This window comes from Microcella alkalica (assembly GCF_014137945.1).
Taxonomy (GTDB): Bacteria; Actinomycetota; Actinomycetes; order Actinomycetales; family Microbacteriaceae; genus Microcella; species Microcella alkalica.
On the sequence record NZ_JACGWX010000011.1, the window covers coordinates 20777 to 37248 of the forward strand.

Here is a 16472-nt window from a genome sequence, read left to right on the forward strand (position 1 = left end):
GGATGCTCCTGGGGTGTGGGTGGGGTGATGGAGGTGCGGGTCTAGAGACCGGCGAGGTCGATCTCGCCCGTGGCGATGCCGCGCACGGTGTCGATGAGAAGCCGGCGCTCGACGGGCTTGATGCGCTCGTGCAGGCTGTGCTCGGTGTCGCCGGGGAGCACGGGGACGCGCTCCTGCGCGAGGATCGGCCCGGAGTCGACGCCCGCATCGACGACGATGACGCTCGCGCCGGTCTGCTCGACGCCGGCCGCGAGCGCGTCGCGCACGCCGTGGGCTCCGGGGAACTCGGGCAGGAAGGCCGGGTGCGTGTTGATGACGTTCGGCGCGAGCGCGTCGACGACCGTCGCGGGCAGCAGGCGCATGAGGCCGCTGAGCACGACGAGGTCGGGCTCCCACTCGCGGATCGTCGTCAGCAGCTCATCCCCCCACGCCTCGCGCGACGGGAACGACGAGTACGGCACCGTGAAGCTCGGGATACCGAACGCCTCGGCGTGCGCGAGCCCATCGGCCTCTCGATCGGCCCCCACCGCGACGACGTGCGCGGGATAGTCCGCGTGGGCCGACGCCTCGAGCAGAGCGCGCAGGTTCGACCCGCCGCCCGAGATCAGAACGACGACCCGCAGCACGCTCCCAGGCTACTCGCTGCGCGGATGAGCATCGGACGCCCGCGGAGCCCACGGCACCCGCACCCCGCCGGCGAGCAGCCCGAGCGCCGCGCCGACGATCGTCTCGACGAGCATCCATGCCCCGACGGCGACCGGGTCGGGGCCGATCGTCGCCAGGCGCCCCGGGCCTGCCGCGCCCGCCGCGATCCAGGCCGAGAACGCGGCGAGGATGCCCGCGGCGAGCGCCGCCGCCCCCGCCGTCGCGAGCGCCCAGAGCTCCGGTCGCCGACCGAGGCCGAGCGCGGCGACGAGCCGCGGCCGCACGATCACGCCGGCGACGAAGGCGGCGAGCACGGGCACGAGGACGACGACGAGCCCGGGGCTCGCCTCGCTCGTGGGCAGCGCTCCGAGCAGCGGGATCGCCGGGAGCGGCCCGACGATCGTGCCGAGCGGCGAGATCGCCGACCCGGTGCCGATCGCAAAGCCCGGCCCGATGAGCCACGAGGTCGTCCAGAGCACGACGGTCGGGATGAGCGCGAGCTGCCCGACCGTGAGGGCGATGCCGCCGAGCACGTCGGCCTGCACGCTCTCGTAGAGGGCGATGACCTGGCCATAGCCGGCGATGAGCGCGGCGGCGGTGACGACTCCGGCAGCGCCGATCACGGTGACGACGGCTCCGCCGCCGATGCGCAGCGCCGAGCCGATGATGCCGCGGGCGAGTGCCGGGATGCGCTCGAGCAGGGCATCCGCCCGCTCGCGCCACGGACCGCGCGAGCCGAGCGAGGCGAGGCCGAAACCGAGGGCGAAGACGAGGGCGGGGAAGAGCGCCGTCTGCCAGCGCGAGATGAGGGCGGCGGGGTGGCTGGCGCTGAGCGCCGCGAGCCCGCCGATGACGAGGATGCCCGCGATCGCCACAGCGCCGCCGAGCGCCCGGTGCGGCTCGCCGAGCGATCGTCGGCCCGTCTGCCACCCGGCGAGCAGCGTGAGCGTCGCGAAGCCGAGAAGTGCGAGGGAGACGAGGAACGGCTCGGCCGCCTCCTCGGCGCCGACGGCCGCCGCGGTCATGGGATCGAGGGTGAACGTGACGTCGGCGCCGTGGCCGATGGCCCAGATGTCGACCGCGGCGCGCCAGAACGGCAACCAGTCGAGCTGGAAGCCGAACTGCACGGCCCACATCACGGTGAGGATCGAGAGGGGGATGCCGATGCCGATGCCGACCACGAGGAGCGCCTCGAGAGCGGAGAAGAGGACGGTCGACCGGCGGTTCATCGGGGGCGAGCCTACCGGCGGGGCTAAGTCGCCAAGGCCTCCCGCGCCGCCGCGCGCGCGGCCGCCGGGTCGGTCGCCGCGCACGCAGCCTCGGCCGCCGTGCGGCACTGCGCGAGCGTCGCGGACGACACGATCGCCCCCACCGCGGTGATCGCGCGCGCCGCCATCGACAGGCTCGTCACGCCGAGCCCGACCAGCACGGGCGCGAGCGCGGGGTCGGCCGCGGCCTCGCCGCACACCCCCACCGGCGTGCCCGAGCGGGTGCCCGCCTCGCCGATGAGGCGGATCGCGCGGAGCACCGCCGGCTGCCACGGGTCGGCGAGGTGCGCGAGCTCGCCCGACATGCGGTCGGCGGCCATCGTGTACTGGGAGAGGTCGTTCGTGCCGATGCTCACGAAGTCGACGACCGCGCACAGCTCGTCGGCGACGAACGCCGCCGCGGGCGTCTCGATCATGACGCCGACCGTGCGGTTGCCGGCGGCGCGGGCTCGCGCGACGAACTCGGTCGCCTCGGCGACGGTCGCGATCATCGGGGCCATGACCCAGGCATCCGCCTGCTCGGCGTCGGCGGCGCGCGCGATCGCGCGCAGCTGCGCATCGAGCACCTCGGGGTCGCGGCGCGAGGTGCGGTAGCCGCGGACCCCGAGCGCGGGGTTCGGCTCGTCGTCGGAGGTGAGGAACGGCAGGGGCTTGTCGCTTCCGGCGTCGAGGGTGCGGACGACGACGCGGCTGCCGACGAAGGCCGCGAAGACCTCTCGGTAGGCCGCGACCTGATCGTCGACGCTCGGCTCGCGCGTACGGTCGAGGAAGCAGAACTCGGTGCGGAACAGCCCGACGCCCTCGGCACCGCGCTCGACGGCGCGGCGGATGTCGCGCGGGGCTCCGACGTTCGCGCCGAGGACGATGCGGTGCCCGTCGGCGGTCTGACCCGGGCCCTCGAACGGAGGCAGGGTGATGACGCCCGTCGCCGTTGCGCGAGCGCCCTCGTCCGGCTGGACGATGAGCTCGCCCGTGTCGCCGTCGACGAGGACGACGGTGCCGTCGGCGAGCGCCGTGGCCCCTGCCGCGCCGACGATGGCCGGCAGACCCAGCTCGCGGGCGAGGATCGCCGTGTGGGAGGTCGGGCCGCCCTGCTCGGTGACGATCGCGAGGCAGCACTCCGGGTCGAGGCCCACGGTGTCGACGGGGGCGAGGTCGTCGGCGACGAGGATGAACGGGTGATCCCGCTCGGGGACCCCCGGCCGCTCGACCCCGGTGAGCCGAGCGATGATGCGGTCGCGCACGTCGACGAGGTCGGTGACGCGCTCGGCCATCCGGCCGCCGAGTTCGCGATACTGCGCCGCGGTGCGCCCGAGCTCGACCCAGACGGCGCGCTCGGGCGTCGCGCCCTCGTCGCGCACGAGAGCCTCGGCGGCGCGGTGCAGAGCGGGATCGGCGGCGATCGCGGCGGTCGCCACGAGCACGTCGCGGCGCTGGCCGCTGAGCATCTGCGCGGTCGCGTGCATCTCTCCCGCGACGGCGAGCATCGCCTCGCGCAACCGGGTCGCCGCTCCGTACCGCGCGTCGGCGGGGATGCGCACGGCCGGGTCCGGCTCGTCGGCCGCGTGCACCATGACAGCGACGGGTCCGACGACGCGGCCGGAGCTCACGCCGAGCGGATGGGAGGGCGTCTCGTGCGAGGGATGCGCGGCGGGCTGCACCTCCGCGGGCGCGACGTCGAGCTCGGCGAGCTCGGCGAGCTCCTCGCCGAAGCCCGACTCGATGAGGGCGCGCACCTCCTCGACGGCGGCGGCCGCGCCCGCACCGGTCGCGGCGATCCGCACGCGCGTGCCCGGCCCGGCGCCGAGGACGGCGATGCCGATCGGGCTCGTCGCGTCGACCGGGCCCTTCGCATCGGTCGCGAGGGTGAGGGCGACGCCGCGCTCAGCGACGAGCCCGGCGATCACGGCCGCCGGGCGGGCGTGCAGGCCTGCCACGTTCCGGACGACCGCCTCGGCGATCGCGGGCGGGGGCGCGGCGGAGGCGAGGTCGCCCGCGGCGGCGGGCGGGGCATCCGCCCGATCGCCCGGATCGTCGACGGCGCGCTGATCGTCGTCGGCGGCCGCGTCGCCCAGCTGCTCGCTCTTGGGGCGCAGGGCTGCGAGCGCCTCGGTCGCCACCGCGTCGAGATCGGCGCCTCCGGCCGCGCGCACTATCGCCGCGAGGAGCCCCTCGACGAAGGGCGCCGAGATGAGCCGCACTCGCAGCTCGGGGTCGGCGACGAACTCGAGCGCCATCTCGGCGCTCATGACGGCCGAACCGAGATCCATGAGCACGACGACGCCCGCACCGCCCGCACCGACCTCGAGGATCGCCTCCGACACGCGGACCGCGTCGGTGCCCGTACCGCCGTCGGGCGTGCCCGCCGCGATCGCGATGGGCGGCGGGTCGCCCGCCACCATCTCGAGCGCGAGGGCCACGGCCGCCTCGGCGAGGGGTCGGCTGTGCGAGACCGCGACGATGCCGACGCGGGGGGATGCGCCGCTCACGACGCCGTGACCTCCGCGAGGGCGTCGAAGAGCAGGGCGGTCGACGTCGCGCCGGGGTCGAGGTGGCCGGCGCTGCGCTCTCCGAGATAGCTCGCGCGACCCTTGCGGGCCACGAGCGGCTCGGTCGCGTCGCGACCGGCCGCGGCGGCGTCGCGGGCCGCCGCGGTCGCCTCCGCGAGGGACGCGCCCGAGGCGATCGCGGCATCCATCGCATCGAGGGCGGGGGCCATCGCGTCGAACATCGTCTTGTCGCCCGCCTCGGCCTTGCCGCGGGCGACGACGCCGTCGAGCCCGGCTCGGAGGGCGGAGGAGAGCGCCGCCGCATCGCACTCCGCGACCGCACCGGCCGTCATGCCGAGACGCAGGAAGAGCGTGCCGTAGAGCGGCCCGCTCGCCCCGCCGACCGACGTGACGAGGGTCATCCCCACCGTCTTGAACAGCTCGTCGGCGGTCGTGGCGGGCGAGGCGCCCACCTTCTCCATCACGGCGGCCATGCCGCGGGCCATGTTGGCCCCGTGGTCGGCGTCGCCGATGGCCGAGTCGAGCTCGGTCAGGTACGACCTGTGCTCGGTGACTCGGTCGCGGAAGGCGGCGAGCCAGGCGGTGAAGCCCTCGATCGTGATGGTGTCGGTGGTGCTCATGGTTCTCCTCGGTCTCGGCGTCGGTGCCGGGGTGGCAGGCAGTGCGGGGTGCGGGAGGTCGCGGCGGCGCTCTCGGTCAGCGGCCCCAGCGCAAGCCGCTCGTCTCCACGGGGGCGTCCCACAGCGAGACGATCTCGTCGTCGGCGCGCAGCACCGTGACCGAGCATCCCGCCATGTCGAGCGAGGTGATGTAGTTGCCCACGAGGCTGCGGGCGATCGTCACTCCGTGCTTCTCGAGGATCGCCGCGACGTCGCCGTACATGAGGTACAGCTCGATGAGCGGCGTGCCGCCCATGCCGTTGAGCATCACGATCGTCGGCGACGAGCCGAAGTCGAGATCGCCGAGGATGGGCTCGACGAGCTGCTGGGCGATCTCGCTCGCCGTCCCCATCTGGACGCGGTGCCGACCGGGCTCGCCGTGGATGCCGATGCCGATCTCCATCTGATCCTCGGGCAGGTCGAACGTCGGCTTGCCGGCCGCCGGCACGGTGCAGCTCGTGAGCGCCATCCCCATCGAGCGGCCGTCGGCGTTGACCTTCTCGGCGAGCGCCACGACCTCGTCGAGGCTGCGGCCCTGCTCGGCGCCGGCGCCGACGATCTTCTCCAGCAGCACCGTGAGGCCGACCCCGCGGCGGCCCGCCGTGTAGAGCGAGTCCTGGACGGCGACGTCGTCGTTGACGACGACCGTGCGCACCTCGACGCTCGCCTCCATCGCGGCGAGCTCGGCGGCCATCTCGAAGTTCATGACGTCGCCCGTGTAGTTCTTGACGATGTGCAGAACGCCCGCGCCGCGGTCCACGGTCTTCGTCGCCTCCTGCATCTGGTCGGGCGTCGGCGAAGTGAACACCTCGCCTGCGCAGGCCGCGTCGAGCATCCCGAAGCCGACGAAGCCGCCGTGCAGCGGCTCGTGACCGGAGCCGCCGCCGCTCACGAGGGCGACGGTGCCGTGATCCTTGGGGATCGCGCGATAGATGATGCGGTTCTCGTGGTCGACGCGCAGGTCGGCGTGAGCCGCCTCGATGCCGCGCAGAGCGTCGGCGAGAACGCGATCGGGATCATTGATGAGCTTCTTCATGAGGCCGGGGGTCCTTCCTTCTTCGCAAGGTATCCGTGGTCGCATCGCCGCGTCAGAGAGCGCAGTCACCGTCGACGATTCCCGTATCCAATTGGAACGGTTCTCGATAATGTCGAATATGCTCCGATCGACCGGGGGTGTCAAGAGTCGGTCGACGACTCCCAGAACCTGCTCGATGACGAGAGGAGGCACGCGTGATCCAGGCCATCGACCGCGCCGCGCGCGTGCTCTCCTCCCTGCAGGGGGCGCGTCACCTGGGCATCACCGAGCTCGCGGGGATCCTCGATCTGCCGCCATCGACCGTCCACGGCATCGTCAAGTCGCTGCAGCAGCACGGGCTCGTCGCGAAAGAGCCCGGCGGTCAGCGGTACATGCTCGGCCCCGCCCTGCTGAAGCTCTCGAACGTCTACCTCGACACGCTCGACGTGCGCGCCCGCGCGATGCGCTGGACGCGCGAGCTGGCCCGCCGCACCGGGCTCTCGACACGGCTCGGAGCGGAGCTCTTCGACGAGGTCATCATCATCCACCACAACCGCCGTCCCGACGGCAGCCAGCAGATGCTCGAGACGGGCATCACCATCCCCGTGCACGCCTCGGCCCTCGGCAAGGTGCTCCTCGCCTACCACCCGACGGCCGCCGACGAGCTGCTGGCGCGGGAGCTGCGCAGCCTCACGGGCGACACCATCACCGACGCGGCGGCGCTGCGCCTCCAGCTCGCCCAGGTCGTCGAGCGGGCTCTCGCCGTCGAGGTCGACGAGGCGGTGCTCGGCGAATCGTCGGTCGCCGTACCCGTCGCCGACCGCAGCGGTGCGGTCATCGCCGCGGTCTCGGTCGTCATGCCCTCGAGCGAGTGGCCACCCGAGGCGGGCGTTCTCAACGACCTGCGCGAGACGGCGCGCAACATCTCGCGCGAGCTGGGCTGCGCGACGTGGCCGCCGGCGGTGCGGCCGCGCGACGACGACTGAGGGCGTGGCGCACGCGCTCTCCCGTGAGACCCGCGCCGAGCATCCGTCGCGCGCGTCTCACGGCGTGCACGACCGACGGCCCCGCCGCTCACGAGGAGCGACGGGGCCGTCGGGCGTGCGGATGCTCGCTAGAGCGCCGCGATGATCTCGCGCATGAGGGCGGCGGCCTCGCTCGGCGTCTTGCCGACCTTGACGCCTGCGGCCTCGAGTGCCTCCTTCTTGGCCTGCGCCGTACCGGCCGAGCCGGAGACGATGGCGCCAGCGTGACCCATGGTCTTGCCCTCGGGAGCCGTGAAGCCCGCGACGTACCCGACGACCGGCTTGGTGACGTTGGCCGCGATGAAGTCGGCTGCGCGTTCCTCGGCGTCGCCGCCGATCTCGCCGATCATGACGATCGCCTTCGTCTCTGGGTCGGCCTCGAACGCCGCGAGGGCGTCGATGTGCGTCGTGCCGATGATCGGGTCGCCGCCGATGCCGATCGCGGTCGAGAAACCCAGATCGCGCAGCTCGTACATCATCTGGTAGGTCAGCGTGCCCGACTTCGACACGAGACCGATGGGGCCCTTGCCGGTGATCGTCGCCGGCGTGATGCCGACGAGCGACTCGCCCGGCGTGATGATGCCAGGGCAGTTCGGGCCGATGATGCGGGTCGTGCCGCCCTTGGCCGTCGCGTGCGCCCAGAGCTCGGCCGAGTCGAGGACGGGGATGCCCTCGGTGATGATGACGAGGAGCGGGATCTCGGCGTCGATGGCCTCGATCGCCGCATCCTTCGCGAACGCCGGGGGCACGAAGGCGATGGAGACGTCGGCGCCCGTGGCGGCCATCGCCTCGGCGACCGTGCCGAAGACGGGCAGCTCGACGGTCGACCCGTCGGCCGCGGTGTGCGAGACGGTCGTTCCGGCCTTGCGGGCGTTGACGCCGCCGACGACCTGCGTGCCCGCCTTGAGCATGAGCGCAGTGTGCTTGGTGCCCTCGCCGCCCGTGATGCCCTGGACGATGACCTTGGAGTCCTTGTTGAGGAAGATCGACATGTTCGCGTCCCTTACTTCGCAGCCAGCTCGGCGGCCTTGTCGGCGCCCTCGTCCATGGAGCTCGCGATCGTCACGAGCGGGTGGTTGGCGTCGGCGAGGATGCGACGGCCCTCCTCAACGTTGTTGCCGTCGAGGCGCACGACGAGCGGCTTGGTCGCCGTGTCGTCGAGCATCTCGAGGGCCTTCACGATGCCGTTCGCGACGGCGTCGCACGCGGTGATGCCGCCGAACACGTTGACGAACACGCTCTTGACCTGCGCGTCGCCGAGGATGACATCGAGCCCGGCGGCCATGACCTCGGCCGAGGCGCCGCCTCCGATGTCGAGGAAGTTGGCGGGCTTGACGCCGCCGTGCTTCTCGCCCGCGTAGGCGACGACGTCGAGCGTCGACATGACGAGCCCGGCGCCGTTGCCGATGATGCCGACCTCGCCGTCGAGCTTCACGTAGTTGAGGTCGTGCTCCTTGGCCTTCGCCTCGAGGGGGTCGGTGGAAGCCTTGTCCTCGAGCGCGGCATGGTCGGGCTGACGGAACGCTGCGTTCTCGTCGAGCGTGACCTTGCCGTCGAGGGCGACGATCGCTCCAGAGCCCGTGAGCACGAGCGGGTTGACCTCGACGAGCGTCGCGTCCTCCTTCACGTACACCTCGTAGAGGGCGACGAACACGGGGGCGACCTTCTCGACGAGCTCGGTCGGGAACTTCGCCTCGACCGCGATCTCGCGCGCCTTGTCGAGGTCGATGCCGCGACCCGGGTCGACCTCGACGCGCGCGAGCGCCTCGGGGCGCTCCTCGGCGAGCTGCTCGATCTCCATGCCGCCCTCGTAGCTGCAGAGCGCGAGGTAGCTGCGGTTGGCCCGGTCGAGCAGGACGGAGAAGTAGAACTCCTCCTTGATGTCCGCTCCGGCCGCGACCATGACGCGCTTCACGATGTGACCCTTGATGTCGAGGCCGAGGATCGTCTGCGCGGCCGCCTCCGCCTCATCAGGGGTCTTGGCGACCTTGACGCCGCCGGCCTTGCCGCGGCCTCCGGTCTTGACCTGCGCCTTGACGACCGTCACGCCGCCGAGCTTCTCGGCCGCGGCGCGGGCTCCCTCAGGGGTGTCGGCGACGATGCCAGCGAGCACGGGAACGCCGTGCTTCTCGAACATGTCGCGTGCTTGGTATTCGAAAAGATCCACGCTCTGCTCTTCCCATCCACGTGCGATGTACGTAGGAACCGGCCGGCGGTTCTCGGTCTCGAGGTGGTTCGACGTCGAGAGATCTCTCGATGTCGAGAGAAACGGCCTCGTCCAGGGTACTCCCGTCCGACGGCCCCGATGACACGCCTCCGAGCGCGGTCGCAGGGTCTGCGCAAGGTGCGGACGCGCGGTCGTCAGGCGTCGCGGCGGACGACGAGCACAGTGACGTCGTCGGGCGCGATCCCGCGGGCGCGCGTTCGCATCGCCTCGACGATCTCGGCGGCGCTGTCGGCGAGCATCGTGATCGTCGTGACGCTCTCGAGCGCCTCCGGCACCCCGTCGTACAGGTCGAGCACGCCGTCGCTCACGCTGATGAGCGCATCGCCCGGCTCGATCGTCACCGTCTGCGGGATCCACTCGGTCTCGATGTCGACGCCGAGCGGCGGCGACGTCGACTTCAGCCGATCGACGGTGCCGTCGACGCGCGCGATGAACGTGAGGCCGTGCCCCGCGTCGACGAACGTCAGCTCGCCGGAGTCCATGTCGAGGCGGCCGTGGAACAGCGTGACGAAGAGCCCCGTCGAGTCGAGGTCTCCGGTGAGGGATGCGGCGGCCGCGTCGACCGCGCCGGCGACGTCGCCGAATCGCGCCGCCGATCGCAGCACCGCCCGCACGGTGGCGGCGATGATCGCGGCCCCGATGCCCTTGCCCATCGTGTCGGCGAGCGTGAAGGCCGCGCCCTCCCCGACCGGGTACCAGTCGTAGAAGTCGCCCCCGACGGCGCGGGCGGGCAGGCACATGCCCGCGATGTCCCACCCCGGCATGCTCAGGAGCTGCTGCGGCAGAAGGCCCTGCTGCACCTCGGCGGCGCGACTTAGCTCCTGACTGACCGAGAGCTCCTGCTGCACCCACGCGGCGAGGTCGCGCAGCATCGCCGCCTCGCGCTCGCCGAAGTGCCGGGGCTTGGCGTCGTAGACGCAGAACGAGCCGATGCGCTCGCCGCCCGGCGCGTAGAGGGGGTGACCGGCGTAGAACTCGAAAGCGCCGGGGATGGCGATGCTCTCGAACCCGGGTGCGACGGTGAGGTCGGCGACGACGAGCGTGTCATCGGACTCGATCGTGATCGCGCACGCCGAGCTCTCGCGCCGCACCTCGGTGCCGAACGGTCCCACCATCGACTTCGACCACTGCCGGTCGCGGTCGATGAGGTTGATCGCCGAGCCGGTGACGCCGAACAGCTGCTGCGCGAGCCGCGTCACGCGGTCGAAGCGCTCCTCCGGTAAGGTGTCGAGGATCGCGAGCCCCTCGAGCGCGCGCTGTCGCGCCATCTCGTCGATGACGCCGCTGATGGAGACCGAGGGGAGGCCGCGCGCCGGGGTGAGCACGTCGCGCGACGCCTCGCGCGCGCGCACGAGCGTCCAGTGGTTGAAGCCCTCGACTCGGCGGTGCTCGACCGAGTCGACGAGCGCCTGGATCATCGGGATGCCGCGGCCGTGCTCGGCCATCGGCTCGGGCATGCCACGGCTGTGCAGACCGACGTCGTCGACCTCTCCCCCGTCGCTCAGGGTCGCCTCGATCCGCTCGTCGTAGACGACGATCGTGAGGGCGAACGAGACGGGGTTGCCGCGATTGGCGTACTGGATGACGTTCGCCGTCAGCTCGATGACGGCGGTCTCCACGGACATCCTGTCGGTGGGGTGCACGTCGGGCACGACCGCCCAGATGGACTCGATGGCGGAGTGGACGGTGTCGACGGTGTCGGGCGGGGAGGTGATGCGCAGAGTGCGCGCCACCATGTCAGCCATGCGGGTAGGCCTCGGCGACGCTCTCGAACGAACGCAGGGTCGCGTTCATGTTGGTCAGATCGAGGACGAGGACGACCTGCTCGGTCGGGTTGACGAGCACGAGGTCTCCGTCGGCCTCGCGCGCCGCCTTGAGTCCCCAGACGAGAGCGCCGAGACCTGAGGAGTCGAGGAACGACGTCTTCGACAGGTCGACGGCGATCGACGCGCTGTTGGCGACGATCGCCTCGTGGATGGCCTCGCGCACGCGCGCGGCGGTGACCATGTTCAGGCGGCCGTCGAGGGCGAGCTCGGTGACTCCGCCGGGGTGCTGGATGGACACGAGATCCATGGTCGTCTCCTTCATCGGATGATCGTCAGACCCATTGTGGTGCGTGCGGGCGGGCGGGGCCGGCAACGCGCGCCGGCCGGGGTGTTCGCGGCGTGGTCGGGGGCGGGCGGTCGCCGCTCAGATCTTCTCGATCGGGGCGATCTTGATCAGGAGCCTCTTGCGGCCGGCCGACTCGAACTGCACCTCGGCGATGCTCTTCGGCCCGGTGCCCGTGACCGTCGTCACGCGCCCCTCGCCGAAGTCGACGTGACGGATGCGGTCGCCGGCCGCGAGGGTCAGGTCGCCGTTGTCGCGCACGGTCGCGGTGACGCGGTTCGCCCACTCGGTCTTGGGCTTCCCGAGCGGGAGGGAGGTGCCGTAGCTGAACTGCTCGCGGCCGCTGCGGGTCGTGCCGAGCGATCGTTGGCTCGACGTCGAGCGCATTCCCATGCCCGGGGCGTCGCGCCAGTCGATGAGCTCGGTGGGGATCTCCTGGAGGTACCGGCTGGGCGCGGCGACCTGCGTGTCGCCGAAGGTCGAGCGCGTCATCGCGAGAGAGAGGTGCAGCTTCTTGCGGGCGCGGGTGATGCCGACGTAGAACAGGCGCCGCTCCTCCGCGGGGCCGCCCGGCTCGCTCGCGCTCATCTGGTGCGGCAGGAGGTTCTCCTCGACCCCGGTGATGAACACGGCGTCGTACTCGAGCCCCTTCGCTGTGTGGAGCGTCATGAGCGACACGGTGCCGCTGGAGTCGTCGAGGTCGTCGGCCGCGGCGACGAGCGCGACCTCGGTGAGGAAGTCGACAAGTCGACCTTCCGGATTGTTGCGCTGGAACTCGCGCGTCACCGCCACGAGCTCCTCGACGTTCTCGGCGCGCGCCTCGTCCTGCGGGTCGCGGCTCGCGCGCAGGAGCTCGACGTACTTCGTGCGCTCGAGGATGGCGGTGAGGACGTCCGGGACGAGCGCAGTGTCGATCGTCGCGGTCGCATCGTCGAGGATCCCGGAGAGGTCGAGGATGGCCGCCGTTACCTTCGGTCCGAGACCGAGAGCCGCGGCATCCCCCAGCGCATCGCGCATCGTCCCGCCCAGCTGATCGGCGTGGAGGGCGAGGGCGGTCTCGGTCGCCGGCCCGATGCCGCGCTTGGGGGTGTTCAGGATGCGCCGCAGCGCGAGCGCGTCTGCAGGGTTGGCGACGGCGATGAGGTACGCCATGGCGTCCTTGATCTCGGCGCGCTCGTAGAACTTCGTGCCGCCGAGCACCCGGTACGGCAGGGCCGAACGGATGAAGATCTCCTCCAGCGCGCGGGTCTGGGCGTTGGTGCGGTAGAACACGGCGATCTGGTTGTACGGCACGCCCTGCTCATGGATCTTCTGGATCTCGTCGGCGACGAACTGCGCCTCGTCATGCTGGCTGTAGCCGGTGAAGCCGACGATCCGGTCGCCCGCCCCGACCTCGGTGAAGAGGTTCTTGGCGATGCGGTCGAAGTTGTTGCCGATGACGGCGTTCGCAGCGTCGAGGATCGTCTGCGTCGAGCGGTAGTTCTGCTCGAGCAGGATCACCTCGGCGCCGGGGAAATCGCGCTCGAACTCGACGATGTTGCGGATGTCGGCGCCGCGGAACGCGTAGATCGACTGGTCGGAGTCGCCGACGACCGTGAGGGCCGCGGCGGGGATGCCCCCGGTCGCGTCGGTCTCGATGCGGGTGTCGGCGGGCACGTGCTGCGGCTCGACCGCCCGCGTCAGCTCGCGGATGAGCGCGTACTGGGCGTGGTTCGTGTCCTGGTACTCGTCGACGAGGATGTGGCGGAACCGCCGCTGGTAGAGCGCCGCGACCTGCGGGAAGGCGCGGAACAGGTACACCGTCTGGGCGATGAGGTCGTCGAAGTCGAACGCGTTCGCGCGCGCGAGCTCGGCCGAGTAGCGGCGAAACACCTCGAGGAACATGACCTCGGTCGGGTCGTTCGGGTTCAGCTGCCTGCTGTAGCCCTCCGCGTCGATGAGCTCGTTCTTCAGGCGCGAGATCTTGCCGGCGGCCGCGCTCACGGTGAGGCCGAGGGTGTCGGCCTGGAGGTCCTTCACGATGCGCTTGATGAGCGCGCGCGAGTCGGCCGAGTCGTAGATCGTGAACGCCTGCGTGAACCCGAACTGCTGCGCCTCGCGACGGAGGATCCGCACGCAGGCCGAGTGGAACGTCGAGATCCACATGCCGTTCGCGGCCTCGTGGCCGATGAGCTGCCCGACCCGCTCGCGCATCTCGCCCGCGGCCTTGTTCGTGAACGTGATGGCGAGGATCTGGCTCGGCCAGAGCTCGCGATCGCGCAGCAGCCGTGCGATGCGGCGCGTCAGCACGCTCGTCTTGCCGGAGCCCGCGCCCGCGACGATGAGCAGCGCGTCGGCGCGCGACAGCACGGCGGCGCGCTGCTGCGGGTTGAGCCCGGCGAGCAGCGGATCGTCGGTCGCGGCGGGCGCGGGCTGCGACCGCGGCGGGGGCGCGAGGCCGGGGATGTCGAGTGACTCGTCGGGCAGGAAGGACATGACCGCCCAAGTCTAGGTCGCACCCCCGACGCACACCGCCCGGCCCGAGCGCAGCATCCGCCCGCGTTGCTGACCAAATGAAGGGACGGGAAGGTCGCTTGAGGGCGCGTCTTACCGACACGCCGCCTTCACGCCGGGAGCTCCCTTCATTCGGTCGGCCACTCCTCCCCATTCGGCGTCGACGAGAAGGATCACCTGCGGGCGGCTCGCGCGCTTCACGTGCGCCTCGCCTCACCGATCATCGAAACGTGGTGATCGAGGAACTGATCCGACGAGCAGGCGGTTCGGTCTCGACCGCTGAGTTGCACGGAGCCGGAATCGGAAAGGCAGAGCTCGCGCGGCTGCTGCGGGAAGGTCGCCTCTGGCGAGCGCGCGAAGGCTGGTACGTGGCACGAGGTACCGCACCTGCCGTCGTGCAGGCCGTGCGGGTCGGCGGCGTGCTGACCTGCGCGCGAGCGCTAGAGGCGCACTCCCTCTGGAGCGCCCGGCAGGCTGGCGTGCACGTTCGCGTCCATCACTCCGCCTGCAGGCTGCGCGCGCCGCGCGACTCCCGACGCCGACTGGCAACCCAATCCGACCACTCCGCGGTCGTCCACTGGTCGCCGGGCTCGATCGATTCCACTCGCCTGCTCGCCGGACCGCTCGACGCACTCGACGACTACTTCGCGTGCACCGACAGGGACCATGCGCTCGGTGCGCTCGACTCGCTCATCCGCCTCAACCGTGGAAGGGCATCCGCGCTCTGCGATCGATTCGGCGTGCGCGAGTGGGAGGGCGTCGACGGCGGTTGCGAGTCCGGCATCGAGACGATCTTCTTTGTCCGGATGCTCCGCCTCGGGGTCTTCCCACACCGCCAGGTCCCTCTCCCCGAAGTGGGACGAGTGGACTTCCTCCTCGGGCGATCCCTCGTCGTCGAGGTCGACGGACGCAGCTTTCACGACCTGGAGGCATCGTTCGAGTCCGACCGCTCGCGCGATGCGGCGATCAGCGACGGGGGCCGCCGGCCGCTCAGGTTCAGTCACGATCAAGTCCTGAAGCGCTGGGTCGAGGTGGAGCGCGCCGTGCTCGGTGCGCTGGCGCGGGGGGATCACCTCTAGTGCGAAGCGCCGCTGCCGCTCCGACGTCGCGCTCGACGAAATGAAGGGAGACACTCCATCGTCGACGGCGTGTCAGAGCCGACACGCCGCCTCTGCACTGCCCGCTCCCTTCATTTCGTCGAGCGGGTCGGCGCGAGGCCAAGCGGCGCGCGCTTCAGTCGGCGGCGAGCGTCGCCCGCGCCTCAAGCGCCAGATCCGGGTGGTCGGCGAACACGCCGTCGAGGCCCGCGCCCATGAGCGTGCGGAACCACGTCATCCAGTCGCCGTGCGCCGAACCGCCGGAGCCGATGCGCAGCGGGCCGGGCAGGAAGCGGTTCTCGGGCCGGAGCGTCCACGAGAAGACGGAGAGCCCCTCCGCGTGTGCGCGGTCGACGAGGTCGCTCACGACAACCGGTCCGCCCCGCGAGGCGGGAGCTGCGACGAGCGCGGTGGGGACGCTGATGCCGTCGACCTCGCGCGCGAGCCGCGCGAGCCCCGCGCTCGTGAGGTGCCCCGAGTACGAGAGCGCCGCCGCTCCGAACTGCGCGACGAGGTCGGCGGGCGACCCCTTCCTCTCGAGCAAGAACACGTACCGCGCCTCGACCCCGCGCTCGCGCAGCAGACCGAGCACCGACTGCTCGAACGACTCCACGACGAGGGGGGCGGCCGGCCTCCAGGCTGCGACCTCGGCGGCGAACATCTCGTCGAGCGGAAGGCCCAGCGCGGCGAAGTGCGTCGCGTGCTTGATCTCGGCGACCATGCCCACGGGCCGGGGCGCCGCATCCAGGATCGCCATGAGGTCGCGCAGGCGCAGGATCGGATACCGCCCGTCGAACCGGGATGACGCCTGGCGCACCGCCGGCAGCCGCTCGCGGGCGCGCAGCGTCGCGAGCTCGCCCCACGTGAAGTCCTCCGTGAACCAGCCGGTGAGTCGCTCGCCGTCGATGACCCGAGTGGTGCGCCGGTGGGCGAACTCGGGGCGGTCGGCCACGTCGGTCGTCCCGCTGATCTCGTTCTCGTGCCGCAGCACGAGCACACCGTCGCGCGTCGCGACGATGTCGGGCTCGATGGCGTCGGCGCCGAGGGCGATCGCAAGCTCGTACGCGGCTCGGGTGTGCTCGGGCCGGTAGCCGCTGGCTCCGCGGTGGGCGACGACGAGCGGCTGCGCGCGCGTGGGCTCGATCACGGCGACCACCCTACGGGGTAGCCTGCCGAGCATGATCGACGGGATGCCCGCCCTGCGCCCCGGCCCGACCGACGCCGCACCGCCCGCGCCGCCCGCGCGAGCCGCGCGCCTGAACCCGCTCGCCGTGCTCGCCCTGCTCCTGGGAATCCTGCTCAGCCCCCTCGCCGCCCTCTTCGGTCACCTCGCCGCCGGCCAGATCACCCGGTCCCACGGCGCCGAGCGTGGGGCCGTCCTGGCGTGGGTCGCGATCGGGCTGGGGTGGCTGTGGCTCCTTCTG

The 16472-nt window shown here is 71.8% G+C and carries 14 protein-coding genes; 3 read left to right on the forward strand and 11 right to left on the reverse strand.

Annotation, left to right across the window (positions count from 1 at the left end):
* Positions 1-41: 41 nt before the first annotated feature.
* The 5 genes from purN to dhaK all read right to left on the reverse strand — a co-directional run bounded on the left by purN (position 42) and on the right by dhaK (position 6118).
* A complete protein-coding gene (gene purN, locus FHX53_RS13130; RefSeq protein WP_182491864.1) occupies positions 42-626 on the reverse strand; it encodes a phosphoribosylglycinamide formyltransferase in 585 nt (194 codons plus the stop codon).
* Between the two features lie 9 nt (positions 627-635).
* On the reverse strand, positions 636-1874 hold the full coding sequence (locus tag FHX53_RS13135) for a cell division protein PerM (RefSeq protein ID WP_182491865.1): 1239 nt from the start codon (positions 1872-1874) through the stop codon (positions 636-638).
* 23 nt (positions 1875-1897) lie between these two features.
* Positions 1898-4402, reverse strand: coding sequence for a phosphoenolpyruvate--protein phosphotransferase (gene ptsP / locus FHX53_RS13750; RefSeq protein ID WP_182491866.1), 2505 nt, complete (start codon positions 4400-4402; stop codon positions 1898-1900).
* Positions 4399-5043, reverse strand: coding sequence for a dihydroxyacetone kinase subunit DhaL (dhaL, locus tag FHX53_RS13145; protein ID WP_182491867.1), 645 nt, complete (start codon positions 5041-5043; stop codon positions 4399-4401). Before dhaL ends, ptsP begins: the two co-directional genes overlap by 4 nt.
* Before the next feature lie 76 nt (positions 5044-5119).
* Positions 5120-6118 carry a dihydroxyacetone kinase subunit DhaK gene (gene dhaK, locus FHX53_RS13150; protein ID WP_182491868.1) on the reverse strand — a complete coding sequence of 333 codons (999 nt, stop codon included), beginning with the start codon at positions 6116-6118 and terminating at the stop codon, positions 5120-5122.
* 194 nt (positions 6119-6312) lie between these two features.
* Between dhaK and FHX53_RS14110 the strand changes: the two genes are divergently transcribed.
* Complete coding sequence (locus tag FHX53_RS14110; protein WP_182491869.1) at positions 6313-7083, forward strand: IclR family transcriptional regulator domain-containing protein; 771 nt, start codon at positions 6313-6315, stop codon at positions 7081-7083.
* 128 nt (positions 7084-7211) lie between these two features.
* Here the strand turns inward: FHX53_RS14110 and sucD are convergent, their stop codons facing one another.
* The 5 genes from sucD to FHX53_RS13180 form a co-directional block, all read right to left on the reverse strand.
* Positions 7212-8114: a succinate--CoA ligase subunit alpha gene (gene sucD / locus FHX53_RS13160; protein WP_182491870.1), complete on the reverse strand. Its 903-nt coding sequence runs from the start codon at positions 8112-8114 to the stop codon at positions 7212-7214.
* Positions 8115-8125: 11 nt separating this feature from the next.
* On the reverse strand, positions 8126-9289 hold the full coding sequence (gene sucC, locus FHX53_RS13165) for an ADP-forming succinate--CoA ligase subunit beta (protein WP_182491871.1): 1164 nt from the start codon (positions 9287-9289) through the stop codon (positions 8126-8128).
* 194 nt (positions 9290-9483) lie between these two features.
* Positions 9484-11094: a SpoIIE family protein phosphatase gene (locus FHX53_RS13170; RefSeq protein WP_182491872.1), complete on the reverse strand. Its 1611-nt coding sequence runs from the start codon at positions 11092-11094 to the stop codon at positions 9484-9486.
* Complete coding sequence (locus FHX53_RS13175; RefSeq protein ID WP_182491873.1) at positions 11087-11422, reverse strand: STAS domain-containing protein; 336 nt, start codon at positions 11420-11422, stop codon at positions 11087-11089. Before FHX53_RS13175 ends, FHX53_RS13170 begins: the two co-directional genes overlap by 8 nt.
* 117 nt (positions 11423-11539) lie before the next feature.
* Positions 11540-13933, reverse strand: a complete 2394-nt coding sequence (locus FHX53_RS13180) for an ATP-dependent helicase (protein WP_182491874.1) — start codon at positions 13931-13933, stop codon at positions 11540-11542.
* 386 nt (positions 13934-14319) lie between these two features.
* Here FHX53_RS13180 and FHX53_RS14115 point away from each other — a divergent pair, with 386 nt between their 5' ends.
* Positions 14320-15030, forward strand: coding sequence for a DUF559 domain-containing protein (locus tag FHX53_RS14115; RefSeq protein ID WP_182491875.1), 711 nt, complete (start codon positions 14320-14322; stop codon positions 15028-15030).
* A gap of 154 nt (positions 15031-15184) precedes the next feature.
* Here the strand turns inward: FHX53_RS14115 and FHX53_RS13190 are convergent, their stop codons facing one another.
* Entirely contained in the window at positions 15185-16228 is a 1044-nt protein-coding gene (locus tag FHX53_RS13190; RefSeq protein ID WP_182491876.1) for a glycerophosphodiester phosphodiesterase family protein, read from the reverse strand.
* On the opposite strand from FHX53_RS13190, the gene FHX53_RS13195 reads away from it, so the two are divergent.
* On the forward strand, positions 16227-16472 hold a 246-nt coding region (locus FHX53_RS13195; protein ID WP_182491877.1), incomplete at its 3' end, for a DUF4190 domain-containing protein. The two genes, FHX53_RS13190 and FHX53_RS13195, sit on opposite strands and share 2 nt — an antisense overlap.